We start from the raw sequence: 24,032 nt of genomic DNA on the forward strand, positions 1-24,032 counted from the left end.
CAAACGCCGGAAACGCCGGGGCAGAGGTGAACTGACCGGGCCGTGTGTTCGTCTTCAACGGGTGGGAGAATGACACCCCCAGGGCCAACCGCAGCACGGGAGAGGGATGTGACGGCGAAACCGGGCACGTCAGCAACGCAGACCCACCCGCACCCGCCGTCCCCCGTGCGCGACGCCCTCACCCTGATGAGCCTCCCCGTACTCGCCGCCCTCACCCTGGCCGGCGCGTTCGCCGGGGGCGGCACCCGGCGCTGGTTCGGCGGGCGGGCCGAGAGCCAGCGGGCCGAGGCGCAGGCGGCGAAGGACGCCGCGGCGGCCGCGTTCTACGAACTCGACACCGCCCAGCGGGACCTGCGCATCTCCATCGAGACCATCTCCGCGGTCGACGACTCCCCCGCGGCCCGCCGCGCCGTCACCGACTTCGAGGCGCTGGGCCGCCGTATAGACGAGGCCAGCCAGACGTACATCCAGGCCGTCGACGCCCAGGACCTCGACCGCGACGACCTCGACGCGGGCACCGCGAACCGTGCCCGTGCCGAGCTGACCGCCGCCAAGGACGAGCTGGTCCGGGTCAAGGGGGAGCTGGACCGGTTCAGCACCTCCCTCGGCCCCCTCCTCGGCACCGCCGAGACCCAGCTGGCCCGGCTCGCCCCCGCCGTGGAGCGCGCCCGGCAGGCCCTGCTCGGCGCGAGCAACGCCCTGGACGCCGTACGCGAGCACCGGCTGAGCGCGGACGACCTCGCCGCCCGTCTCGCCGCCCTCGCCCCCGAGCTGACCCGGCTGAACCAGGGCGCCGGACAGCACGGCGTGACGGCCACGCTGGAGCGGGCCGAGCGGGTGCAGCGGGAGGCCGGGGCGATCCGGGCCGAGGCCGAGCGGCTGCCGGAGCGCGCCGCCGAGATCGACCGGCGCCTGGTCAGCCTCGGCACCCGCGCCCAGGCCCTGACCACCCGCAGCGGCCAGGTCGAGCCGGTGCTGAGCGAACTGCGGCGCCGGTTCGCGGCCGCCTGCTGGCAGGACCTCCAGCACGTGCCCGAGCAGGCCGCCGAGAACGTCCGCCAGGCCGAGCGCAAGCTGAGCGAGGCCAGTGCCGCGCGGGACGCCCAGCGCTGGCCGGACGCCACCTCGCTGCTGTCGACCGTACGGGCCCTGCTGAACACCACCGACGAGGCCGTCTCGGCCGCCGGGGACCGGCTGACCAGGCTGAACGCCGTCCAGAAGGACCCCCGGCAGGAGATCGAGCGGACCCGGTTCGCGCTGCGTGACGCCCAGCGGCTCGCCATGACGGGCCGCAGCGCGCCCGACCCCCGGCACGCCCGCCCGCTGGACGAGGCGGTGGCCCGGCTGGACCGCGCGGTCGCCGGTCTGGACAGTGGCCGACACCCCGACTACTGGCACTTCCTCACCGAGACCGAGGCCGTGCGGAGCACGGTGGCGCGGGTGGTCGCGCAGATCCGTGAGGAGCGCGGCGGCCCCGGCCAGTGACCCCGCACGGCCGCGCCCCTGTTGCCGGTGCGTGGGGTGCTGGTGAGTATTGAGGGGTACGGGACGGCCTCCGCACGCGCCCCCGAGGAGGCGACATGGCCGCACAAGCAGTGCACTCGCACGACAAACAGTCCACCCGGCGCCGGACGGTGCTCGACGAGCACCTGCCCGTCGACCACAAACTGAACCTCGTCTACCGCATCGGCGCCGGGCTCATCGGACTGTTCCTGCTGGTCTTCGGCATCCTCGGCGTGGTCGGCCACATCGGTGCCTTCAACGTCGGCAGCGACACCGTGGCGGGCCTGAACACCAACGGCGCGCTGAGCGTGCTCTCCATCTGCGTCGGCGTGATCCTGCTGGTCGGCATGGTGATCGGCGGCAACTTCGCCTCGACCCTGAACATGGTCTTCGGCGTGCTGTTCATCCTGAGCGGCTTCCTGAACCTGGGCCTGCTGGACACCGAGAACAACTTCCTGGCGTTCAAGATCCAGAACGTGTTCTTCACCTTCATCGTCGGCCTGCTGCTGATGACCTTCGGCATGTACGGCCGGGTCGGCTCGTCCCTCCCGCACGACAACCCGTACTGGCGCTCCCGGCACCCCGAGGCGGAGCGCGAACAGCCCGCCCTCACCACCCCGGACAAGCGCGCCGTCACCGGGCCGGACACCAAGGCCGAGTGACCTCCCCTCCCCACGGTCCGGCGGCTAACCTGTGCGCATGCCTCGCTACGAGTACCGCTGCCGGACCTGCGGCGACACCTTCGAACTCAGCCGCCCCATGGCGGAGTCCGCCGCGCCCGCCACCTGCCCCGAGGGCCACGACGACACGGTCAAGCTGCTGTCGGCGGTGGCCGTCGGCGGCTCCTCCGCCGCCCCGGCCCCCTCGGGCGGAGGCGGCGGCGGTGGCTGCTGCGGGGGCGGCTGCTGCGGCTGAGCGGCAGGTGAGAACGGCACCGGACATCCGGTGCCGTTTCGCTGTCCGCCGTACTCCTACGCGGGCTGCCGGGCCGGAACCACCGCGCCCCGCGCCACCCGCAGGAACTCGCGGGTGATCCGCTCCCCCGCCAGCACCCCGCGCTCGGCCACCGCGCCGACCGCGGCCGCGCTCCACCCGCTGTCGGCCAGCTCGCCGTGCCCGGGGCGCCAGCCGCGGTCGGCGGCCAGCAGCAGGTCGGCGTCCAGATGCGAGTCACCGGCGGCGAGCGTCAGCTCCGCGCCGGTGCGCCGGGCCACCTCGCGCACCGCCGCGCCCTTGGTGAGCGGCTGCGGCACGGCGTAGATCTTGCGGCCCTGGAGCGACACCGTCCAGCCCCGCTCCCCGGCCCACTCGGCCAGCTCGCCCACCCAGTCCTCGGGCAGCAGCTCCCGCTCGACCACCAGATACGCGAACAGGTCCTCCGCCACCCGCTGCTTGCGCAGCCAGACCGGGTCGGTGGCCCGGCGCAGATGGTCGGTGATCTCCGCGAGCGGCGCGCACTCGTCGGCCAGCCGGGCCTGTACCGAGGCGTGCCAGTCCTGGTCGGTGACGCCGTCGACCAGGAGATGGCCGCCGTTGGCGCAGATCGCGTACCGGGCGGGCGGGCCGGGCAGGTTGATCCGCCCGTACTGGGTACGGGTGCGGGTGGTCGTCGGCACGAACACCGCCGCGTCCGCCAGCTCGGTCAGCAGGGCGGCCGCCGTCTCCGTCATGAAGGACAGCGGACGGGCCTCGTGCACCTCCACGCAGAGCAGCCGGGGCGCCCGCGCGTCGGGCATGGTGAGGGCGAGGGCGCCCGCCGAGTAGATCAGGGTGCGGTCGAGGTCGCTGGCCACGAGTACCGTCATCAGACGTTCACCGCCCGGCCGTCGGCGCCGGTGGCGCCCCGCGTGTACTGGGGGTGGATCAGCCCGACGCAGGTGTACGGCAGGTCGTCGACCTCCTCCACCGGCACCCCGCGCTGTTCGGCGAGCAGCCGCACATGGTCGAGGTCGGTGCCCGCGCCCGCCTTGGCGAGGATCTTCCAGGGCACCCGGCGCAGCAGCACCCGCGTGGTCTCGCCGACGCCGGGCTTGACCAGGTTCACGTCGTGGATGCCGTACGCCTCGCTGATCCGCTCGACGGCCCGCCAGCCCTCCCAGGTGGGTGAGCGGTCCTCGGCGAGCAGCTCCTTCACGGCCGCGTCCACCTCGTCCCGGACCTCCGGGAAGCGGGCGGAGACGGTGTCGAGGAAGGCCACCGACACATCGGCGTCCGCGAGTTCGCGGTAGAACTTCGCGCCGTGGAAGTCGTCCGGGCCGACCAGGTCGGCGCGCAGCACGGTGCGCGATATCAGGCCGGAGACCGTGGAGTTGAGGCAGGCGGAGGGTATGAGGAAGTCGTCGCGGGTGCCGTAGGTGCGCACGCAGGAGCCGGGGTCGGCGAGGACGGCGATCTCCGGGTCGAAGCCGGTGACGCCCTCCGCGCGCTCGAACTCCTCGATGGCGTCCGCGAGTTCGCGGGTGATGGCACCCTTGCCGGTCCAGCCGTCGACGAAGACGACATCGCGCGGGTCGTGGTGCGCGGCCAGCCAGCGCAGCGCGTTGGCGTCGATGCCCCGGCCCCGGACGATCGAGACGGCGTAGTGCGGGAGTTCGACCCCGTACCGCTGCTCGGCCCAGCGGCGCATGAGCACGCCGACCGGGGTTCCGGCGCGGGCGAGCGAGACCAGGACCGGGGTGCCGCCGCGCTCGGTGAGGACGGTCTCGGTGACCACGCCGACCGCGCGGGCGATGCGGTCGGCGGAGGTGTCCAGGGCGGCGTGGAAGAGGGCCTGGTAGCGCTCGCTGGGCTGGTACTCCACCGGCAGCGACTCCGCGTAGTGCGCGCCGCCGCTCTGCACGGCCTCCTCGCGCTCCTCGGTCGGCGCCTCCAGGCTGACCGCGGAGAGGTCCTGGAGCAGCCAGCCGACCTCGTCGGGGGCGTACGAGGAGAAGGCGGGGCCGCGGAGGGGCTCGGGCAGCATGGCCGGCCTTTCGGGAAGGTGAGGCTGGTGGGCGGGCACGACCGCGAGCAGGACGTGCGGGGCGTGCGCCGCGAGGCGGGCGAGCAGGCCGTCCGGGGCGTGCAGGGCGGGGGTGTCGGCGGCGGAGTCGACGACGGCGACCACGGTGTCGAAGCCCGCGCCCGCCACGTTGTACGCGTACCGCTCGCCGGGGCCGTCCGCCGGGTCGTCGTGGGCGGGGAAGGCGAGCCGGGTGCGTATCGCGTAGCCGGGGTCGTCCACGGCGAGGACGGGTGAGCGGGTGGTGGTGGAGTAGCGCACCTCGGCACCGGCGGTCCGCTCCAGCTCGGCCGCGAGCCGCAGCGGGGCGTACATCAGCTCCTCGAAGCCGAGCACCAGCACGCGCCGGGAGCCCTCGGGCAGCGCCTCGGCGATCCGGGCGGCCATGGCGGGCAGCGCGGTCTCCAGCCGGGCGCGGTGGTCGGGGGTGAAGCCGTGCCGTCCGCCGTCCGGCAGCCCGGCCGGCCAGTCCAGCTCGACCCGCGTCACCTCGCCGTGCGGCGCCGGGGCGGGCGCGGCGCCCGCCGTCTCGTGCTCCGCGACCAGCGCCTGCCCCTTCTGCAGCACGCCCTCGGGCAGCCGTACGGTCCCGGAGGCGGTCGCGACCAGGTCGACGCGGGCGCCGATCTCGGCGGCGAACTCGTCCAGCCGGGCGGCGTCCTCGGCGGAGCGCATGTCGACCAGGGCGACCACCACATAGCGGCGGCGGGGGTGGCGGGCGTGCAGTTCGCGGATGGTGTTGAGGACGGTGTTGCCGGTGGAGAACTCGTCGTCCACCAGCACCAGCGGGCCGTCCCCGGCCAGCAGCGCCGGGTCTTCGGGGAGCAGCAGATGGGAGGTGGCGTGGGAGTGGGACTCCTCGAAGCCGCCTGCCGGGGTGACCCCGGCGACCGGGCGGCGGGTGGAGTGCAGGTACGGGGCGAGGGCGAGGCCGTCCGCGACCGAGTGGCCGAGGCCGGTGGCGGTCTCCGCGTAACCGAGGACGACCGCGCGGGCCGCCTCCGCGTCCCCGAGCAGGGCGCGCACCCGGTGGCCGAGCCGGAGCCCGTGCCCGTGGACCACGGCGGGCGACTGCGGGACGTGCTTGCCGAGCACCTTCGAGACCAGCAGATGGGCCCGCTTGGGGTTGCGGCGCAACGCCATCCCCAGCAGGTCGGTCAGGTGCTCGTCGCCCTCCAGTTCGACACCGAGTCGCCGTGCGACCCAGGTGCCGGACCAGACGCCGTCGTTCACTGCGTTTCTCATGCGTTCCTTGCGGCTCGGGGGGTGAGGAAGAAGAGGCTCTGTGCGAGGGGAAAGGGGCTCAGCCGGTCACACCGGCGGCCAGCAGGTCCACGAAGCCAATGTCCTCGTTGGCCACGCCGAAGACCTCCGCGCGCAGCAGGGTCCGCTCGGCCCAGGCGCGGTGCGGCTTCACCTCGTTCATCTTGTTCGTGTACGCGGACCTGAGGACTCCGCCGCCGTCGCTGTCCGGCCGGAGGATGTCCGCCGCGTCGCTGAACTCCTCGTGGCTGACCACGGACAGCGCGTGCACGGGCAGGACGTGGGAGGGATGGATGCAGGTCTTGCCGAGCAGACCGTTGGCCTGGTCCAGGGAGATCTCCCGCAGCAGGCCGTCCATGGCGTGTTCGATCAGCTTCTCGCGCAGTTCGACGGCGCGCACCTCCAGGAAGGGGCTCGCCCGCAGCTGGGGCTTGAACACCCGCTCGGGGACCCGGAAGTACTCCCACACCGGCCCGGTCACGGTGAACCCGCTGCCGTCGGCCCGGCCCAGCCTGTTGACCACGTCGGCGATGACGGAGGCGACGATCAGGACGTCGTACGCGGTCATGTCGGGGGCGCGGCGCAGCCCGTAGGAGGAGCAGAAGTCGGTGACGCCGAGGCGCAGGGCCAGCACCCGGTCGCGGTACTTGCCGACCGCGCGGGCGATGCCCTCCAGGGTCTCCACGCGGGACTCGCGGTACATCAGCTCGGGCGATTCGAGCACCGGCATGGCGAAGAGCCGTCTGCCGCAGGCGGTCTCGGCCGCGCCGAGCGCCTCCAGGAAGAGGACGCCGCGTTCCTCGGTGAACTTGGGCAGCACGAATCCGGACAGCAGCCGGACGCTGGAGCCGAGCCGCCGGACCAGGTCGGGGATCTGCTCGGGCGTGCGCACCCGGACGAACAGCAGGGGCGGCTCGGCGCCGGTCCGGGCGTTCAGCGCGTCCAGCTCGGCGAACTGCCGGACCAGGTTCTCCTCACCGGCCGGTACGTCCTCGTCGGCGATGGAGTCCTCCAGGCACAGCACCATCGAGACGACGCCGTTCCCGGTCTGCTTGACGATGTCGGCGGCGAGCCGGGGCCGCGTCGCCGGGCTGTACAGGGTGGCCCCCAGGGCCGCGGACAGCACCCGGGCCGGGGAGTCGGCGGTGAAGGCGCACGGCTCCTGGTGGAAGAGACGCTCCCGCGCTTCAGGGGCGATCTGCCCGAAATGACGCATAGGACTCCCTCATGGCGCCGAGTCTGAAACTGATGAGTCTGTGATTTCCGCAAAGGGTGGCCGGTAATAGTACGTAGAGACGCATGTCCGGGGTTCCCGGCCGGCATGAATTTCCGGTTACCCGCCCGTGTCCGACAGAACACCCCCCGCATTGTCGTGGCCAGGACCGAGAAGGCAGGATGAACCGCATGACGCACGCGATGCTGAAGGGGTCGAACGTCCCACTGGACGCCGCCACGGTCCGAGCCGTGCTGCGCTGGACGCCGGGGCAGGACGTCCCGGAGGTGGACGCCTCGGCGCTGCTGCTGGGCTCCGGCGGCCGGGTGCGCTCGGACGAGGACTTCGTCTTCTACAACCAGCCCCGCCACCCCTCCGGCACGGTGTGGGGGCTCGGCAAGAAGCCGGTCGCCGGGGGCCTGACCGACACCATCCAGGTGGACCTGGCCGGGGTCGAGCCCGGTGTGGACCGCATCCTGCTGGTGGCCTCCGCCGACGACGTCCCCTTCGACCGCGTCCCCTCGCTGTGCGTGCTGCTGTACGACGCCTCGGTGACCGACGCCGAGGCGCTGGCCCGGTTCGAGGTCAAGCCGGAGACCGGCGCGGAGACGGCGCTGATCTGCGGCGAGCTGTACCGGCGCGGGGACGCCTGGAAGTTCCGCGCGCTGGGCGAGGGCTACTCCAACGGTCTGGAGGGGCTGGCCACGGACTTCGGCATCTCGGTGGACGAGGCGGAGGCGGTGGCCGAGGAGCCGCGCCGCCAGGAGTCCCTGTCGGTGCCGCTGCCCCCGGAGCAGCCCGTGCCGCTGCCGCCGCTCCCGACCCAGCCGCCCGCCTACGGCTACCCGCAACCGGTCTCCGCCCAGCCCTCCGCCTACGGCTACCCGCAGCCCGCCTCCGCGAGCCAGGCCACCTACGGCTATCCCCAGCCCGCCACGACGCAGGCGCCGCCCGCCTACGGCTACCCCCAGCCCCAGCCGGTGCCCGCCGCGGCCCCGCTGGACCCGGACTTCCGGCTGCCACCGCAGGGGCCGCAGTTCCTCGGCCGCTAGGGCGGGCCCGGCGCGGTCACCGGTCCGCCTTGGACTTGTATCCGCGCCCCCAGGTCAGTCCCCAGCCGTAGAGCCGGTCCAGCTCGCCCTGGAAGCCGTAGACGAACTTCACCTCGCGGCGCACGACCAGCTCGCCCTTGACGTTCTCTATCATCACCACCGCGCACGAGCGGGCCTGCGGATGGCGTTCGTCGAGGCCGATCTCGATGCGCGGGCCGTTGCTCGGGTAGAGCGTGACCACCGCGTGGGTGCGGTCGAAGGCCGGGGTCTGGTCGTAGATGTACACGAAGACCAGCAGGCGTTTGATGGCGTCCCGGTGGTCCAGGTTCACGTACATCGTCTCGCCCGACGCGGAGCCGAACCGGTCGTCGCCGCTGAGCTTGACGTACGGCGGGGCGTTGACGTCGCCGAGATAGCCGCCGAGGGGCTGGACGACGCCCTTGGTGCCGTCGGTCAGCTCGAACAGGCAGCCGAGGTCCAGGTCGACGTTGACCATGCTCTGGCCGTGTCCCAGCACTTCCGGTGGTTTCAGCGCCTTGAAGGGATGCCGGAACAGGCTGCCGCGCTGGGGGCCGCCGAAGTCGGAGGTACGCATCCGCCAGGTCAGGTTGACCCGCAGGTTCCCGGTCGCCGCGCCCTGTCTGGTCAGTGACACCTGCTGGTGCCGCTTGGTGAGTTCGATCGCGTTGGACGCGGAGCTGCCCGAGTCGAAGTCGGCGGTCCGGCCGCCCAGCAGTCCGTCGAGAAATCCCATTCCCGCCCCCCTGGAAAAGTCGTCGGGGCGGCCGACCCGAGTCGGCCGCCCCATTCGAAGCGTTCCTCGCAGGGCGGGATGCCACACCCCGCCACGTCCCTGATCTTGCCCCTAGGGGATCGTCAGACCCCGGAGGAGATCTCCGTCTTCTCGCTCGACCCCGCGTCGCCCCCGGCGGCCGCCAGCGCGCGGTTGCGGCGCACCGAGGACCAGAAGGACCAGGCGATCAGGACGACGCCGACCAGACCGGTGACGACCTCGTTGATCTCGTACTGGATGGTGATCATGAGGATCACCGCGAGGGCGCCGATCGCGTAGTGGGCGCCGTGCTCCAGGTAGACGTAGTCGTCGAGGGTGCCCTGGCGGACCAGGTAGACGGTCAGCGAACGGACGTACATCGCGCCGATGCCGAGGCCCAGCGCCATCAGGACGATGTCGTTGGTGATGGCGAAGGCGCCGATGACGCCGTCGAAGGAGAAGGACGCGTCCAGGACCTCCAGGTAGAGGAACATGAAGAACGCGGCCTGGCCCGCGAGCTGCACCGCCGAGCGTGGCTTGCCGGAGCGGGCGGCCTGCTCCTCGGCCTCGTGCTCGGCTTCCTCCTCCGCCTCCAGCTTGTCCTCGAAGTAGCCGGAGAGACCGCCGACGACCATGTAGGTGATCAGTCCCGCGATGCCCGCGATCAGGACCGTCTGGGCCTTGTCGACATGGGCGCCGCCGTGCTGGTGGGCGTGGGTGGCGAAGGTGAAGGAGGTGATCAGCAGGACGATCAGGGCGATGCAGACCGACAGCATGTCGACCTTGCCGAGCTTGGCCAGCGGCCGTTCGATCCAGCGCAGCCACTGGATGTCCCGGTCCTCGAAGATGAAGTCGAGGAAGATCATCAAAAGGAACATGCCACCGAACGCGGCGATCGCCGGGTGGGCGTCGGTGACGAGTTCCTGATAGCGGTCCTTGTTGTTCAGCGCGAGATTGACGGCCTCGATCGGACCCATCTTGGCGCTGATGGCGACGATGACGACGGGAAAGACCAGCCGCATGCCGAAGACCGCGATGAGCACGCCGACCGTGAGGAAGATCTTCTGCCAGAAGGCGCTCATCTTCTTCAGGATTCCGGCGTTGACCACCGCGTTGTCGAACGACAGCGAAATCTCGAGGATGGAAAGGATCGCCACGATGCCGAAGCCCTGCCACCCCCCGTAGAAGACCGCCGCGACCAGGCCGAGCGCGGTCACCGCGAACGACCAGCCGAAGGTTTTCAGAAGCACTGGCTACCCCATCATCTTCCGGGGGTCCCCCCAGACCGCATCTGGGAGCGGGTTTCCCCCTTGCCGTACCCGGCTTTACGAAACGTTGACTCCGAAGTCTAGAGCGATGCCCCGAAGTCCGGACGCGTACCCCTGTCCGACCGCACGGAACTTCCATTCGCCCTGGTACCGGTAGAGCTCGCCGAAGATCATGGCCGTTTCGGTGGAGGCGTCCTCGCTGAGGTCGTAGCGGGCGAGTTCCTGGCCGTCGGCCTGATTGACGACGCGGATGAACGCGTTGGACACCTGGCCGAAGGACTGGCCGCGTTCGTCGGCCGCGTGGATCGAGACCGGGAAAATGATCTTCTCGCACTGGGGAGGTACCCGGGAAAGGTCCACCAGAATCGATTCGTCATCGCCCTCGCCCTCACCGGTGAGGTTGTCGCCGGTGTGCTCCACCGAGCCGTCGGGGCTGGTGAGCTGGTTGTAGAAGACGAACCACTCGTCCCCCAGCACCCGGTTCCCGGCGCCGCACAGCAGGGCGCTGGCGTCCAGGTCGAAGGCCGCGCCGGTGGTCGAGCGGGCGTCCCAGCCGAGGCCGATCGAGACGTTGGTGAGATTCGGTGCGGCCTTGGAGAGGGAGACATTGCCTCCCTTGGCGAGCGTGACACCCATGCTGATCCTCCCCTGTGGTGTTCTTGGTTCTCCTGCGCCTCCGGCGCCGCCCGCAAACGCGGAACGGCGCCGGAGGAGGTGCTGCCCGTACGGCGTCAGACGTTGACGCCGAAGTCCTGGGCGATGCCGCGCAGGCCCGAGGCGTACCCCTGGCCGATGGCGCGGAACTTCCACTCCGGGCCGTTGCGGTACAGCTCGCCGAAGACCATGGCCGTCTCGGTGGAGGCGTCCTCGCTGAGGTCGTAGCGGGCGAGTTCCTGACCGTCGGCCTGGTTGACGACGCGGATGAAGGCGTTGCGGACCTGGCCGAAGGACTGCTGGCGGTTCTCGGCCTCGTAGATCGAGACCGGGAAGACGATCTTGTCCACGTCGGCCGGGACCGTGGCGAGGTCCACCTTGACCTGCTCGTCGTCGCCCTCGCCCTCACCGGTGAGGTTGTCGCCGGTGTGCTCGACCGAGCCGTCGGGGCTCTTGAGGTTGTTGAAGAAGACGAAGTGCTGGTCGCTGGCCACCTTGCCGGCGTTGTTCACCAGCAGCGCGCTGGCATCGAGGTCGAAGTCGGTGCCGGTCGTGGTGCGCACGTCCCAGCCCAGACCGACGATGACGGCGGTCAGGCCGGGAGCCTCCTTGGTCAGCGAGACGTTGCCACCCTTGCTGAGGCTGACTCCCACGGGTCCTCCATGTGGTGTCCTGGGGCCGACAGCCCCGTAGTGCATCGGATACGGGATCAACGTGCCGATCCTAGTGACGGGTTCCCGCGAACCGCGGGGCCGTCACAGGGTGTCGAGCGCCTTCACGTAGTCGGTGAGGTCGCGGGCGTCGGGCAGACCGTTGACCACGGTCCAGCGCACGGTGCCCGTCTTGTCGAGGATGAAGGTGCCCCGCACGGCGCACCCCTTGTCCTCGTCGAAGACGCCGTAGCCCCGGCTGACGTTGCCGTGCGGCCAGAAGTCGCTGAGCAGCGGGTACTCCAGGCCCTCCTGCTCACCGAAGACGCGCAGGGTGTGCATGGAGTCGTTGGAGACGGCGAGCAGCTGGGTGTCGCGGTCGGTGAACTGCGGAAGGTTGTCACGCAGCTCGCACAACTCGCCGGTGCAGACGCCGGTGAAGGCGAAGGGGTAGAAGAGCAGCACCACGTTCTTCTCGCCCCGGAAGTCCGAGAGCCGCACGGTGCGGCCGTGGTTGTCCTTCAGTTCGAAGTCGGGTGCCTCGTCGCCGACCTGGATCGCCATCGTCCTGCATCCCTTCGCTGGGCTGTTCGGGTGGGCGCGGGTCACACGCCCGGTCCCACCCTACGCAGCGATCACGCCGGGGCCGCCGGGCGGACCGGGGAGTCCCGGCCCGCTCGGCGCGGCGATGACGCGTTCTTTCTAACGCTTGCCGGACTTGGCGGCCTTCGGCGTCGCGAGACGCGAGCCGCTCCAGTCCTTGCCGACGCTGACGCTCTTCGAAGCGGTCAGCCCTGCGGTGGTTGCGGCCTCCGAGATGTCGCTCGGCTCCACGTACCCCGTACGGCCGGTCTTCGGCGTCAGAAGCAGGATGGCGCCGCCCTCTTCGATGTACGTGGTGGCATCCACGAGTACATCGGTGAGGTCTCCGTCGTCATCACGGAACCACAGCACAACGGCGTCGGCCACGTCGTCGTATTCCTCGTCCATCAGGTCGCCTTCGACGGCTTCCTCGATGGCCTCGCGGAGCTCCTGGTCGACGTCCTCGTCGTAGCCGATCTCCTGGACCACCTGTCCGGGCTGGAACCCCAGCCTGGCGGCAGGGTTCGTCCGCTCCTCCGCGTGGTCCGCGGTCGCGCTCACGGGTTGCCTCCTGATCATGTCTTGGTGAATATCTGAGCCACGCGCGTGCGCGAAGCATTGGCCGTAGTCCACACGGGCGGGACGGATCGCGCAAGTACCCGGCCTTCTTGACCGCCGAAACGGTGACGTTCCGGGCCGCTTCGCCGCCCCGCACCGCCCTTCATGGCACCGTATCCCGTTTCCCGGGGAACCACATCACACCGATGTGCCCCTTATGCGCACTTCGGAATCATCCGTCGTTACGCCCATCGAACAACTTTGCCATGCCCGTCACACCCCGGGCGTATCGTCATGATTTGAGCGGTCAGGCATCAGCAACGGGGGGAACCAGTGGATGACGTACCACGTTCCCCAGGTACACGATGGGGAACGGTGTAGGCAGGTCCCTCCGACAGGTAAGGAACAGCGTGGCTTCCGGTTCCGATCGCAATCCGATCATCATTGGCGGCCTTCCGAGTCAGGTTCCTGACTTCGATCCCGAGGAAACGCAGGAGTGGCTCGACTCCCTCGACGCCGCCGTGGACGAGCGCGGCCGGGAGCGGGCCAGGTATCTGATGCTGCGGCTGATCGAGCGGGCCCGCGAGAAGCGCGTGGCCGTGCCCGAGATGCGCAGCACGGACTACGTGAACACGATCCCCACCAAGAGCGAGCCGTTCTTCCCCGGCAACGAGGAGATCGAGCGCCGCATCCTCAACGCGACCCGGTGGAACGCGGCCGTGATGGTCTCGCGCGCCCAGCGGCCCGGCATCGGCGTCGGCGGCCACATCGCCACCTTCGCCTCCTCCGCCTCCCTGTACGACGTGGGCTTCAACCACTTCTTCCGGGGCAAGGACGGCGGTGACGGCGGCGACCAGGTCTTCTTCCAGGGCCACGCCTCGCCGGGCATCTACGCCCGCGCGTATCTGCTGGACCGGCTCTCGGAGAACCAGCTCGACGGGTTCCGCCAGGAGCACTCCAAGTTCCCGGACGGGCTGTCCAGCTACCCCCACCCGCGCTCCATGCCGGACTTCTGGGAGTTCCCGACCGTCTCCATGGGCCTCGGCCCGCTCGGCGCGATCTACCAGGCCCGGATGAACCGGTACATGGAGGCGCGAGGCATCGCGGACACCTCGGACTCGCATGTGTGGGCGTTCCTCGGCGACGGCGAGATGGACGAGCCGGAGTCGCTGGGCCAGCTGTCCATCGCGGCCCGTGAGGGGCTGGACAACCTGACCTTCGTGGTCAACTGCAACCTCCAGCGGCTCGACGGCCCGGTGCGCGGCAACGGCAAGATCATCCAGGAGCTGGAGTCGCAGTTCCGGGGCGCCGGGTGGAACGTGATCAAGCTGGTGTGGGACCGGAGCTGGGACCCGCTGCTGGCCCAGGACCGCGACGGCGTGCTGGTCAACCGGATGAACACCACCCCGGACGGCCAGTTCCAGACGTACGCCACCGAGTCCGGCGCCTACATCCGGGACCACTTCTTCGGTGACGACCACCGGCTGCGCGCCATGGTCGAGAACATGACCGACGACCAGGTGCTGCACCTCGGCCGCGGCGGCCACGACCACCGCAAGATCTACGCGGCGTTCAAGGCGGCCAAGGAGCACAAGGGCCAGCCGACGGTCATCCTGGCCAAGACGATCAAGGGCTGGACGCTGGGTCCCAACTTCGAGGGCCGCAACGCCACCCACCAGATGAAGAAGCTGACGGTCGACGACCTCAAGGGCTTCCGCGACCGGCTGCACCTGCCGATCTCCGACCGTGAGCTGGAGTCCGGCGCCCCGCCGTACTACCACCCCGGCCGGGACTCGGAGGAGATGCAGTACATGCACGACCGGCGCAAGTCGCTCGGGGGCTACGTCCCGACGCGCGTCGTGCGCTCCAAGCCGCTCGCGCTGCCCGACGAGAAGGCGTACGCGAGTGTGAAGAAGGGGTCGGGTCAGCAGTCCATCGCCACCACCATGGCGTTCGTACGACTGCTGAAGGACCTCATGCGGGACAAGGAGATCGGCAAGCGGTTCGTGCTGATCGCGCCGGACGAGTACCGCACGTTCGGCATGGACTCCTTCTTCCCGAGCGCGAAGATCTACAACCCGCTGGGCCAGCAGTACGAGGCGGTGGACCGCGATCTGCTGCTCGCCTACAAGGAGTCCCCGACCGGACAGATGCTGCACGACGGCATCTCCGAGGCGGGCTGCACGGCCTCGCTGATCGCCGCCGGTTCGGCCTACGCCACCCACGGCGAGCCGCTGATCCCGGTGTACGTCTTCTACTCGATGTTCGGTTTCCAGCGCACCGGTGACCAGTTCTGGCAGATGGCCGACCAGCTCTCGCGTGGTTTCGTGCTGGGCGCGACCGCGGGCCGCACGACCCTGACCGGTGAGGGCCTCCAGCACGCGGACGGCCACTCCCAGCTCCTCGCCTCCACCAACCCGGCCTGCGTGGCCTACGACCCGGCGTACGGGTACGAGATCGCGCACATCGTCGAGGACGGGCTGCGGCGGATGTACGGCGGGGACGAAGAGCACCCGCACGGTGAGGACGTCTTCTACTACCTCACCGTCTACAACGAGCCGATCCAGCACCCGGCCGAACCGGCGGACGTGGACGTCGAGGGCATCCTCAAGGGCATCCACCGGCTGAGCGAGGGCTCCGGCGGCTCGATCCCGGCGCAGATCATGGCGTCCGGTGTCGCGGTGCCGTGGGCGCTGGAGGCGCAGCGGATTCTCGCCGACGAGTGGGACGTCCGGGCGGACGTCTGGTCGGCGACCTCCTGGAGCGAGCTGCGGCGGGAGGCGGTGGCCTGCGAGGAGCACAACATGCTGCATCCCGAGGAGGAGCAGCGGGTGCCGTTCGTGACGCGCAAGCTCGGCGGGGCGGAGGGGCCGTTCGTCGCGGTGTCCGACTGGATGCGGGCGGTGCCGGATCAGATCGCTCGGTGGGTGCCGGGGCCTTACCAGTCGCTCGGGGCTGACGGGTTCGGGTTCGCGGATACGCGCGGGGCGGCTCGGCGGTTCTTCCACATCGATGCTCAGTCGATCGTGGTGGGGGTGCTGACGGAGCTGGCGAAGGAGGGGAAGGTTGATCGGTCTGTGCTGAAGCAGGCGATCGATCGGTATCAGTTGCTCGATGTGAAGGCGGCTGCGCCAGGAGCTGCCGGCGGCGACGCGTAGCGCTGCGCGGCTTGGACGTGGCCGCGCGATCACCGTTCGTACTTCGGTGATCGCGCGGCTGCGGGAGCGTCGTGGCTGGTCGCGCAGTTCCCCGCGCCCCTAAAAGCGCCACCAGTACCCGGAACCTAGATGTGGCCCACTGCCGCGCCCGCCTCTGCGTTTTCGCCTCGGCGGGTCAGGAGGGCTACCAGGATCGCTACCGCCGCTACGCCTGCCGCTACCAGGGAGGCGAGGCTCATGCCGGAGATGAAGGTGTCGTGGGCGACGCCGGTGATCTTCTCGATCAGTGGCGGGGGCATCTGCTTGGTGACCGGGGCCACGCCGACCTGGACGGCCTGGGACGCCTGGTCGAGTTGAGTGGGGGTCAGCGGGGGCAGGCCCGCGCCGGTCCAGTTGCCCGCGAGGTCGCTGTCGACCTTGGAGGCCATCACGGCGCCCAGTACGGCGGTGCCGAGGCTGCCGCCGATCTGCATGGCCGCCTGCTGGAGGCCGCCCGCCACGCCGGAGAGGGCCATGGGGGCGTTGCCGACGATGACCTCGGTGGCGCCGACCATGACGGGGGCGAGGCCGAGGCCGAGCAGGGCGAACCAGATCGACATGGTGGCGCTGCCGGTGTCCGCCTTCAGGGTGGACATGCCGTACATGGCGACCGCGGTGAGCGTCATGCCGCCCGCGAGCGGGATGCGCGGGCCCAGCTTGGTGATGGCGAAGCCCGCCAGCGGGGAGCCGACGATCATCATGCCGGTGAGCGGGAGCAGGTGCAGACCGGCGTCGACCGGGCTGAGGCCGTGCACGTTCTGGAGATAGAAGGTCACGAAGAACAGACCGCCCATGAAGGCGATGGCCATCATCACCATCAGCACCACGCCCGCCGAGAGCGGGACCGAGCGGAACAGGGTCAGCGGGATCAGCGGTTCGGCGACCCTCGTCTCCCACCAGGCGAAGGCCACGAAGAGCACCGCCGAGGCGCCGATGAAGCCCCAGGTCCGGCCGTCGCCCCAGCCCCAGGCCGGGGCCTTGATCAGCGCCCAGACCAGGCAGAACATGGCGCCGGAGAGCAGCGCGATGCCGGGCAGGTCGAAGGAGCGCGGGGCGTTCTCCGCGCGGTGGTCGAGCAGGATCAGCGTGCCGAGCAGCAGGGCGAGCAGGCCGACGGGCACGTTGATGAAGAACACCGACTGCCAGTTGACGTGCTGGACCAGGACACCGCCGAGGATCGGGCCGCCCGCCGTGGAGGCGCCGATGACCATGCCCCAGATGCCGATCGCCATGTTGAGCTTCTCGGCCGGGAAGGTGGCCCGCAGCAGGCCGAGCGCGGCCGGCATCAGCAGGGCGCCGAACAGGCCCTGCAGGACCCGGAAGGTGACGACCGCCGGGATGCTGTCGGACAGCCCGATGGCGCCGGAGGCCAGCGCGAAGCCGGTCACGCCGATGAGGAAGGTCTGCCGGTGCCCGAAGCGGTCACCGAGCTTGCCCGCGGTGATCAGGGCGACCGCGAGGGCGAGGAAGTAGGCGTTGGTGATCCACTGCACGTCGGAGAAGCTCGCGTGCAGGTCCTTGGCGATGGCCGGGTTGGCGATGGCCACGATGGTGCCGTCGAGGGCCACCATCATGACGCCCACGGCGACGGTGATCAGGGTGAACCAGGGGTGCCCGCGCAGGCCCGCCGGTGCGGGCGGCGACACGTCGGTGGGTGACCCGTCCTCCGGTCCCGTCTTGTCGATGGTGGTCTGACTAGTCATGTAATGAGGCTAGTGACAGTCTCTGACAGTTGACAAACGCATTCACCAGTCAGTGGCTGACATATGACCGCCGTTCGCCCGAGCGCATAGGCTGAGCTGGAAGGACGTACAGGGAGAGGCCATGGAGACGCTGCGCGAGCGCAAGAAGCGGCGTACCCGCGAGGCGCTGGTACGCGCCGCCCTCGAGCTGTTCACCACCCAGGGGTACGAGCGGACCACCGTCGACGAGATCGTCGAGGCCGTCGATGTCTCGCAGCGCACCTTCTTCCGCTACTTCGCGGGGAAGGAGGACGCGGCCTTCGCCGTGCAGGAGGTGACGGAGGCCCGCTTCGTGGCCGCCGTACGCGCCCGGCCGCCGCACGAACCGCCGATGGAGGCGCTGCGGCAGGCCATGCTGGAGGGCTGGGACGACATACGGGAGACCGTGGAGTCGGTCGTACCGGTCGAGCTGTATCTGCGGATGTACCGCATGATCGAGTCCACGCCCGCGCTGCTCGCCGCGCATCTGCGCCGTTCGGCGGAGACCGAGCAGACCATCGCCCGGCTGCTCGCGGAGCGCGAGGGCGTCGACCTGGAGACCGACCCCCGCCCGCGGCTCACCGTGGCCGTGTTCGCCGGGGTGATACGGGTCACCGAGCGGCAGTGGAGCACCGGGGACGACTTCAGCCTGGCGGCCATCCGGGGGCTCACGGAGGCGTACCTCGATCAGGTGGGCCCGGCGCTGACGGGGAACTGGCGCGCGGCCTGAAATCGTTGGCGGACCAGGGGAGATCGTTTAGAAAGATCGTCCGTGGACCGGCCCCCGGCCCACGAAACGTGATCCCCGCCACTCGATTGCCCCGAGACCCTTCCGTTCTCCTAGTGTGTCCTCCCAGTGACTTCCTTCGACACCTCTCCCCAGCTCAGCGTATGGCGCACGCTCCTCGCGATGGCCGTCGTCTTCGTGATGCTCGCGACCACCGGCTGGACCGCGCTGCACACCCACCGCGAGTCGACCGCGCTCAGGTCCTCGCTCTCCGAGTGGGTGCGCGACAGCGTGCACGGCAAGCCGCTGCCGGACCCGGCGAAGACCTCTCCGGACCGGCTGGCCCGCTTCTTCGGCTCGCTCACCGCCCACGACCGCCACGACCTGGCGTCGCGCTACCCGCTGGCGGTGGGCAACATGAACGGCGCCCCCGTCTCGCTGCGCTACGAGGCCAACCGGGTGGCGCTGGAGCGGGAACGGGACGTGGAGTCGCGGCGCATGCACGACAACCGGCTCAGTACGGCCGGCCAGCAGGACGCCTCCCGCAGGCTGCACCGGTACGAGGCGCTGATGCGGCCCGAGCGGCACATCCTCGCCTTCGACCCCGAGGGCTCGGGCCGGATCGCCGAGGTCTTCGGTGATCTGCGCCGGGCCGACCGGATCTCCGTGGTGGTGCCCGGTGTCGACACCGACCTGCTCACCTTCGAGAAGTCCTACCGCCCGTACAGCGCCCCGGTCGGCATGGCCAAGTCGCTGTACTCCGCCGAGCGGCAGGCGGCGCCCGCCACCCGGACCGCCGTGATCGCCTGGGCCGACTACACCGCGCCCGCCGGGCTCGGCGTGGACGCGGCGACCGCGATGCGCGCCGAGGACGGCGCCGTCCGGCTGAACGCGCTGCTGCGCGGGCTGCCCGGCCGGGCCGAGGTGTCGATGTTCTGCCACAGCTACGGCTCGGTGGTCTGCGGGGTCGCCGCGCCCGGCATGCCCCGCCGGGTCAGCGACATCGCGGTGGCCGCGAGCCCCGGCATGCGGGTGGCCACGGCCGCCCATCTGAACCGCACCGCCCGGGTGTGGGCGATGCGGGACGCCACCGACTGGGTGCAGGACGTGCCGTATCTGGAGGTCGGCGGGCTCGGGCACGGCGCGGACCCGGTGTCCCGCGCCTTCGGCGCCCGGGTGCTGTCCTCGCGCGACGCGCAGGGCCACGCCGGTTATTTCCAGCCGGGCACGGACAGCCTGCGCAATCTCGCCGAGGTCGGCGTGGGGGCGTACGGCGACGTGACGTGCGCCCGCGGGGACGAGGCGTGCCGGGCCGATGTGCCGGACGCGCCCGCCGCGGGACGCGCGTAGAGACAGCAGGAAGTGCGGTCCGCGCGGGTGGCGACGGAGGGACATGTGCCGCATACGATGAGCCGCATGGGTGACGTACTGGCGGGTTTTCAGGCCGTCTGGGAGTTCGAATCCGACTCCGTGCTCATCCGCTACGAGCGGGGGGTACGCACACCGAAACTCTTCCAGGCGCTCGGTGAACGGCGGGTCCCGCTCACCGCGCTGGAGGGCGTGAGCCTGGCCGAGGGAAAGCGGGGAACCGTCGTGCTGCGGCTGGAGCCGCGCGCCGGAGCCGACCCGCTGCTGGAGGCGGCGGCCGGGCAGCTCCCCGAGGGCCTGGACCCGTACCGGCTGGTCATGCCCGCCGAGCGGGAGACCCTGGCCGAGTACTACGCCGACGAGCTGAAGGCCGCGCTGACCGAATCCGGCCCCGCCGACCGGCATCTGATCGACGCCCCCGAGGCCCCGCGCCGGTTCAAGGCGTACGACGGCAAGGCGTCCTTCGACGGCACCTCGGTGCGTTTCCGCTGGTCGTGGACGGGTGCGTCCTCGGCGAAGTGGAAGGCGGGCGACCAGCGGTTCGCGGTCACGGACCTCGGCGGGGTCGAGTGGCGCTCACCGGAGGCGTTCGAGGGGTATCTGCGGCTGCTGCCGAACGGCCCGGCGGCCACCGGCGACCCGGTGCCGCCCGACCAGGACGCGGCGACCGTGGTCTTCGGGCTCGGGTACGGGCCGGTGCACGAGTCGCTGCCGTTCGCGGCGGCCGTCCTCGCGGCGGTACGGACCCGAGGGGCGGTACCGGCGATTCCGGCCGCGCCCCGACGGGACCCCGCCGACATCGCCGAGCGCATCCGCCACCTGGGCGAGCTGCACCAGGCCGGTCTGGTGACCGACGAGGAGTTCTCCGCGAAGAAGGCCGAACTGCTGGCGGAGCTGTAGGCGTTACTGCTCCCGGCCCGCCGAGGTGAACGTCATGTCGGCGTACCGGTCGCCCGCGACCTGCCCGGCGATCGGCTCCAGCAGGGCCAGCTCCTCCTCGGTCAGGACGAGGTGCGCGGCACCCGCGTTCTCGGTGACCCGCTCGGCCTTGCGGGTGCCCGGGATCGGCACCACCGCGAGGCCGTACACCGCCGCCCGCTGGTGCGCCCAGGCCAGCGCGACCTGGCCGAGGGTCGCCCCGTGCGCCTCGGCCACCTGGCGGACCGGCTCCAGCAGGGCCGCGTTGGCGGTCGCGTTGTCGCCGGTGAAGCGGGGCTGGGAGCGGCGGAAGTCGCCGTCGGTCAGCTCCTTGGCGGCGTCGGTGAAGGCGCCGGTGAGGAAGCCCCGGCCCAGCGGGGAGTAGGGCACCAGGCCGACGCCCAGCTCGCGGGCGGCCGGGACCACGTGAGCCTCGATGTCCCGGCTGAACAGGGACCACTCGGACTGCACGGCCGCAATCGGGTGGACGGCGTGCGCGGTGCGCAGTTCCTCCGCGGTGACCTCGCTCAGCCCCAGGTGCTTCACCTTGCCCTCGCGCACCAGGTCGGCCATGACGCCGACGGTCTCCTCGATGGGCACGTTCACATCGCGGCGGTGCATGTAATAGAGGTCGATGACGTCGACGTCGAGCCGCTTCAGGCTGTCCTCGATGGCCTGCCGGATGTACGGGGCGTCGTTGCGGATGATCCGCTTGCTCGGGTCCTCCGGCGGGATGGACAGGGCGAACTTGGTGGCGATGACCACCTCGTCGCGGTGCGCCTTGAAGAAGGGGGCGAGGAACCGCTCGTTGTCCCCGTTCCCGTAGGCGTCCGCCGTGTCGTACAGCGTGACGCCGAGGTCGAAGGCGCGCTCCAGGGCGGCCCGCGACTGCTCGGTGTCGGCGGGGCCGTAGCCGAAGCTCATGCCCATGCAGCCGAGGCCCTGGACGCTGGTCTCCGGGCCGGTCTCGCCCAGGCGTACGGTCGGCATCGTGCGGTCGGTCATCGGGGGGTCCCCTCCGTGGCGTAGAAACCGATCTTCAGGTCGAGCACGGCGAGCGTGTCGCGCAGCTCGTCGATCCGGGCGAGCACGTCCCGGCGGGTCGACTCCAGCAGCTCGCGCCGCTCGTCGTAGGTGCTCTCCCCCTGCCGCACCAGCTCGGCGTAGCGGACCATGTCGGCGACCGGCATGCCGGTGAGCCGGAGCTTGGTGACGAAGACCAGCCAGTCCAGGTCGCGGTTGGTGTAGCGGCGCTGACCGGTGTGCGAGCGGTCGACGTGCGGCATCAGGCCGATCCGCTCGTACCAGCGCAGGGTGTGCGCGGTCAGTCCGGTGAAGGCGACGACCTCGCTGATCGTGTACCGGTCCTGCCCGTCGGGCCGGGGATGGCGCGGCGGGGGGCCGGAGCAGATGTCCTGGCCGACCGGCGCCGCTTGCGTGGTCTGCATCACCGTCATGCCCTCAACGCTATGACCTTCGAGCGCACTCCAAGCAAGCGGTATCCGGCAGAAATGGCCAGGACGGGAGCCGGGACGGGACGCTAGCGTGCCGCGCATGAGTCTCGTACGCCGGGCCGTGCCCGAGGACGCGCGGGAAGTGCTCCGCCTGCGCCAGGTGATGATCGACTCCGTCTCCGGGGGTGACGCGGGGACCTGGCACGAGGAGTCCCTGCCCGCCCTGCGCGCCCGGCTGGCCGACCCGGAGGGCACCTTCGCCGCCTTCGTGGTGGACCACCCGGAGCGGCCGGGCGTGCTGGCCGCGCTCGCGGTCGGGACGGTGGAGTACCGGATCGGGCGCGAGACCAACCCCGGGGGCATCGTCGGCTTCGTCTTCAGCGTCGCCACCGACCCCGGCACCCGCCGCCGGGGCTACTCCCGCGCGTGCGTGGACGCGCTGCTGGCCTGGTTCCGCGAGCGCGGCGCCCGGCAGATCCAGCTGACCGCGTCCGCCGACGCCCGCCCGCTGTACGAGTCGCTGGGGTTCAAGCCCAAGCCGGACCCCTTGATGGAGCTGCGGCTGTGACCCGCATAGGCTCGTCGGCATGTCGTTGCAGAGCCTGGCGCTGATCGAGAACTGGCCCGTCCCCACCGCCGCCGCGGGCGTCGTACGAGCCGACGGGACCGTACGGGGCACCCACGGCCCGGTGGACCACCGCTTCCCGCTGGCCTCGGTGACCAAGCCGCTGGCCGCCTACGCGGCGCTGGTCGCGTACGAGGAGGGTGCCGTCGAGCTGGACGAGCCCGCCGGGCCGCCCGGGGCGACGGTCCGCCATCTGCTGGCGCACACCTCCGGGCTGGCCTTCGACGAGCACCGCACGATGGGGGCGCCCGGTGAGCGGCGGCTGTACTCCAACGCCGGGTTCGAGCAGCTCGGCGACCACATCGCCAAGGCCACCGACATCCCCTTCGCCGAGTATCTGCGCCAGGCGGTGCTGGAGCCGCTGGGCATGACGTCGACCGCGCTGGAGGGCTCGCCCGCCAAGGACGGGGTGTCCACGGTGGCGGACCTGCTGCGCTTCGCGGCCGAGCTCCAGGCGCCGCGCCTGCTGGACCCCAGGACGGTCGCGGAGGCGATGACCGTGCAGTACCCGGGTACCAAGGGCGTACTACCGGGATACGGACACCAGAACCCCAACGACTGGGGCCTCGGCTTCGAGATCCGGGGCGCCAAGTCCCCGCACTGGACCGGGAGTTCGTCCTCCCCGCGCACCTTCGGCCACTTCGGCCAGTCCGGCACCTTCCTGTGGACCGACCCGGACGCCCGGGTGGCCGCCGTCGCCCTCACCGACCGCGCCTTCGGGCCCTGGGCGATCGAGGCGTGGCCGGTGTTCACGGAAGCGGTGCTGGCGGAAGTCCGCGGCTGACCCTAGGGACCCATCTCCCACACCAGCACCTCGGCCGCCGTCACCCCCAGCGCCGCGAGCCCCTCGGCGCCGGTGATCCGGGCCGAGTCGCCGGGGCCCAGCGTCTCCCCGGCGAGGCCGACCTCGCCGCGCACCACGTGGACGTACAGGTGCGCGGCGTCCGGCAGCGCCGTCCGCTCCCCCGCCGCCAGCCGCCGCACGTGCAGCATCGCCCCCGCGCCGGGCAGGGCGTACGGGGTGGAGTCGGCGATGCCCGGCACCACCTCGTAGGACGGTTCGCCGCCGGGCTTCAGCGGGGCCAGCCACATCTGCACGAAGGTCAGCGGGACCGGGCCGTCGTTGCGCTCGACGTGCCGGACGCCCGCCGCCGCGCTCAGGTGCTGTACGTCACCGGGGCGGACCACGCTCTCGTGCCCGGCGGAGTCGCGGTGGGTCAGCTCGCCCTCGACGACCCAGGTGACGATCTCGGTGTGGCTGTGCGGGTGCTCGTCGAACCCGGCGCCGGGCGCGAGCCGTTCCTCGTTGCAGGCGATCACCGCGCCGAAGCGCAGGTTCGCGGGGTCGTAGTGCGGCCCGAACGACAGGGCGTGCCGGGAGTCGATGCCCGCCTCCGGGTCTCCTCCGTGGTAACGCTCAGCGGCGCGCCGTACCTCCATCACGGCCCCCACGGTAGTGCGCGCGGTGCCCGTGCCGCAGGCATGTACCAGCCGGTGCGAAAGAGC

At 71.0% G+C, this 24,032-nt stretch carries 23 protein-coding genes; 10 read left to right on the plus strand and 13 right to left on the minus strand.

The window, feature by feature from the left end; genetic code table 11:
• The first annotated feature begins 108 nt into the window (after positions 1-108).
• The 3 genes from ACI2LY_RS16395 to ACI2LY_RS16405 all read left to right on the plus strand — a co-directional run bounded on the left by ACI2LY_RS16395 (position 109) and on the right by ACI2LY_RS16405 (position 2,418).
• On the plus strand, positions 109-1,485 hold the full coding sequence (locus tag ACI2LY_RS16395; RefSeq protein WP_404707723.1) for a hypothetical protein: 1,377 nt from the start codon (positions 109-111) through the stop codon (positions 1,483-1,485).
• Positions 1,486-1,580: 95 nt separating this feature from the next.
• The gene (locus tag ACI2LY_RS16400; protein WP_404707724.1) at positions 1,581-2,165 is read left to right on the plus strand and encodes a DUF4383 domain-containing protein; all 585 of its coding nucleotides are present in this window, start codon (positions 1,581-1,583) and stop codon (positions 2,163-2,165) included.
• Between the two features lie 37 nt (positions 2,166-2,202).
• Positions 2,203-2,418, plus strand: coding sequence for a zinc ribbon domain-containing protein (locus ACI2LY_RS16405; protein WP_086694161.1), 216 nt, complete (start codon positions 2,203-2,205; stop codon positions 2,416-2,418).
• A gap of 56 nt (positions 2,419-2,474) precedes the next feature.
• On the opposite strand, the gene ACI2LY_RS16410 is transcribed toward ACI2LY_RS16405, so the two are convergent.
• Genes ACI2LY_RS16410 through ACI2LY_RS16420 form a run of 3 tightly spaced genes read right to left on the minus strand, consistent with a single transcriptional unit; the run spans position 2,475 to position 6,983 of the window.
• Positions 2,475-3,308, minus strand: coding sequence for an HAD family hydrolase (locus ACI2LY_RS16410; RefSeq protein WP_404707725.1), 834 nt, complete (start codon positions 3,306-3,308; stop codon positions 2,475-2,477).
• Complete coding sequence (locus ACI2LY_RS16415; protein WP_404707726.1) at positions 3,308-5,749, minus strand: phosphoribosyltransferase; 2,442 nt, start codon at positions 5,747-5,749, stop codon at positions 3,308-3,310. The genes ACI2LY_RS16410 and ACI2LY_RS16415 overlap by 1 nt, the downstream gene beginning before the upstream one ends.
• 58 nt (positions 5,750-5,807) lie before the next feature.
• Positions 5,808-6,983 (minus strand): HpcH/HpaI aldolase/citrate lyase family protein, encoded by a 1,176-nt coding sequence (locus tag ACI2LY_RS16420; RefSeq protein ID WP_404707727.1) that lies wholly within the window; start codon positions 6,981-6,983, stop codon positions 5,808-5,810.
• A 188-nt stretch (positions 6,984-7,171) separates the two neighbouring features.
• On the opposite strand from ACI2LY_RS16420, the gene ACI2LY_RS16425 reads away from it, so the two are divergent.
• The gene (locus tag ACI2LY_RS16425; protein ID WP_404707728.1) at positions 7,172-8,032 is read left to right on the plus strand and encodes a TerD family protein; all 861 of its coding nucleotides are present in this window, start codon (positions 7,172-7,174) and stop codon (positions 8,030-8,032) included.
• 16 nt (positions 8,033-8,048) lie between these two features.
• Here ACI2LY_RS16425 and ACI2LY_RS16430 read toward each other — a convergent pair whose 3' ends face one another.
• The 6 genes from ACI2LY_RS16430 to ACI2LY_RS16455 form a co-directional block, all read right to left on the minus strand.
• The gene (locus ACI2LY_RS16430) at positions 8,049-8,786 is read right to left on the minus strand and encodes a Tellurium resistance (RefSeq protein WP_404707729.1); all 738 of its coding nucleotides are present in this window, start codon (positions 8,784-8,786) and stop codon (positions 8,049-8,051) included.
• Positions 8,787-8,908: 122 nt separating this feature from the next.
• Complete coding sequence (locus ACI2LY_RS16435) at positions 8,909-10,054, minus strand: DUF475 domain-containing protein (RefSeq protein ID WP_404707730.1); 1,146 nt, start codon at positions 10,052-10,054, stop codon at positions 8,909-8,911.
• Positions 10,055-10,129: 75 nt separating this feature from the next.
• Entirely contained in the window at positions 10,130-10,708 is a 579-nt protein-coding gene (locus ACI2LY_RS16440; protein WP_388993063.1) for a TerD family protein, read from the minus strand.
• A 95-nt stretch (positions 10,709-10,803) separates the two neighbouring features.
• Entirely contained in the window at positions 10,804-11,379 is a 576-nt protein-coding gene (locus ACI2LY_RS16445) for a TerD family protein (RefSeq protein ID WP_384359362.1), read from the minus strand.
• A gap of 102 nt (positions 11,380-11,481) precedes the next feature.
• Positions 11,482-11,940: a peroxiredoxin gene (locus tag ACI2LY_RS16450; RefSeq protein WP_404707731.1), complete on the minus strand. Its 459-nt coding sequence runs from the start codon at positions 11,938-11,940 to the stop codon at positions 11,482-11,484.
• A gap of 138 nt (positions 11,941-12,078) precedes the next feature.
• Complete coding sequence (locus ACI2LY_RS16455; RefSeq protein ID WP_018545328.1) at positions 12,079-12,519, minus strand: DUF3052 domain-containing protein; 441 nt, start codon at positions 12,517-12,519, stop codon at positions 12,079-12,081.
• A gap of 407 nt (positions 12,520-12,926) precedes the next feature.
• Between ACI2LY_RS16455 and aceE the strand changes: the two genes are divergently transcribed.
• Positions 12,927-15,674: a pyruvate dehydrogenase (acetyl-transferring), homodimeric type gene (gene aceE / locus ACI2LY_RS16460; protein WP_404707732.1), complete on the plus strand. Its 2,748-nt coding sequence runs from the start codon at positions 12,927-12,929 to the stop codon at positions 15,672-15,674.
• Positions 15,675-15,799: 125 nt separating this feature from the next.
• Here the strand turns inward: aceE and ACI2LY_RS16465 are convergent, their stop codons facing one another.
• A complete protein-coding gene (locus tag ACI2LY_RS16465) occupies positions 15,800-17,416 on the minus strand; it encodes an MFS transporter (RefSeq protein ID WP_404707733.1) in 1,617 nt (538 codons plus the stop codon).
• A gap of 121 nt (positions 17,417-17,537) precedes the next feature.
• Between ACI2LY_RS16465 and ACI2LY_RS16470 the strand changes: the two genes are divergently transcribed.
• The 3 genes from ACI2LY_RS16470 (at position 17,538) to ACI2LY_RS16480 (ending at position 20,429) form a co-directional block, all read left to right on the plus strand.
• Entirely contained in the window at positions 17,538-18,164 is a 627-nt protein-coding gene (locus ACI2LY_RS16470; protein WP_404707734.1) for a TetR family transcriptional regulator, read from the plus strand.
• A 126-nt stretch (positions 18,165-18,290) separates the two neighbouring features.
• Positions 18,291-19,511, plus strand: a complete 1,221-nt coding sequence (locus tag ACI2LY_RS16475) for an alpha/beta hydrolase (RefSeq protein ID WP_404707735.1) — start codon at positions 18,291-18,293, stop codon at positions 19,509-19,511.
• 66 nt (positions 19,512-19,577) lie between these two features.
• Positions 19,578-20,429 (plus strand): DUF4429 domain-containing protein, encoded by an 852-nt coding sequence (locus ACI2LY_RS16480; protein WP_404707736.1) that lies wholly within the window; start codon positions 19,578-19,580, stop codon positions 20,427-20,429.
• Between the two features lie 3 nt (positions 20,430-20,432).
• Here the strand turns inward: ACI2LY_RS16480 and ACI2LY_RS16485 are convergent, their stop codons facing one another.
• Both ACI2LY_RS16485 and ACI2LY_RS16490 read right to left on the minus strand, forming a co-directional pair.
• Positions 20,433-21,452: an aldo/keto reductase gene (locus ACI2LY_RS16485; RefSeq protein ID WP_404707737.1), complete on the minus strand. Its 1,020-nt coding sequence runs from the start codon at positions 21,450-21,452 to the stop codon at positions 20,433-20,435.
• Complete coding sequence (locus tag ACI2LY_RS16490) at positions 21,449-21,904, minus strand: MerR family transcriptional regulator (RefSeq protein ID WP_404707738.1); 456 nt, start codon at positions 21,902-21,904, stop codon at positions 21,449-21,451. The genes ACI2LY_RS16485 and ACI2LY_RS16490 overlap by 4 nt, the downstream gene beginning before the upstream one ends.
• A gap of 97 nt (positions 21,905-22,001) precedes the next feature.
• Between ACI2LY_RS16490 and ACI2LY_RS16495 the strand changes: the two genes are divergently transcribed.
• The gene (locus tag ACI2LY_RS16495; RefSeq protein ID WP_404707739.1) at positions 22,002-22,469 is read left to right on the plus strand and encodes a GNAT family N-acetyltransferase; all 468 of its coding nucleotides are present in this window, start codon (positions 22,002-22,004) and stop codon (positions 22,467-22,469) included.
• 19 nt (positions 22,470-22,488) lie between these two features.
• On the plus strand, positions 22,489-23,310 hold the full coding sequence (locus ACI2LY_RS16500) for a serine hydrolase domain-containing protein (protein WP_404707740.1): 822 nt from the start codon (positions 22,489-22,491) through the stop codon (positions 23,308-23,310).
• 2 nt (positions 23,311-23,312) lie between these two features.
• Here the strand turns inward: ACI2LY_RS16500 and ACI2LY_RS16505 are convergent, their stop codons facing one another.
• Entirely contained in the window at positions 23,313-23,966 is a 654-nt protein-coding gene (locus tag ACI2LY_RS16505) for a pirin family protein (RefSeq protein ID WP_404708157.1), read from the minus strand.
• Between the last annotated feature and the right edge of the window lie 66 nt (positions 23,967-24,032).

The organism is Streptomyces sp. NPDC002176, assembly GCF_044903645.1.
Classification (GTDB): domain Bacteria; phylum Actinomycetota; class Actinomycetes; order Streptomycetales; family Streptomycetaceae; genus Streptomyces.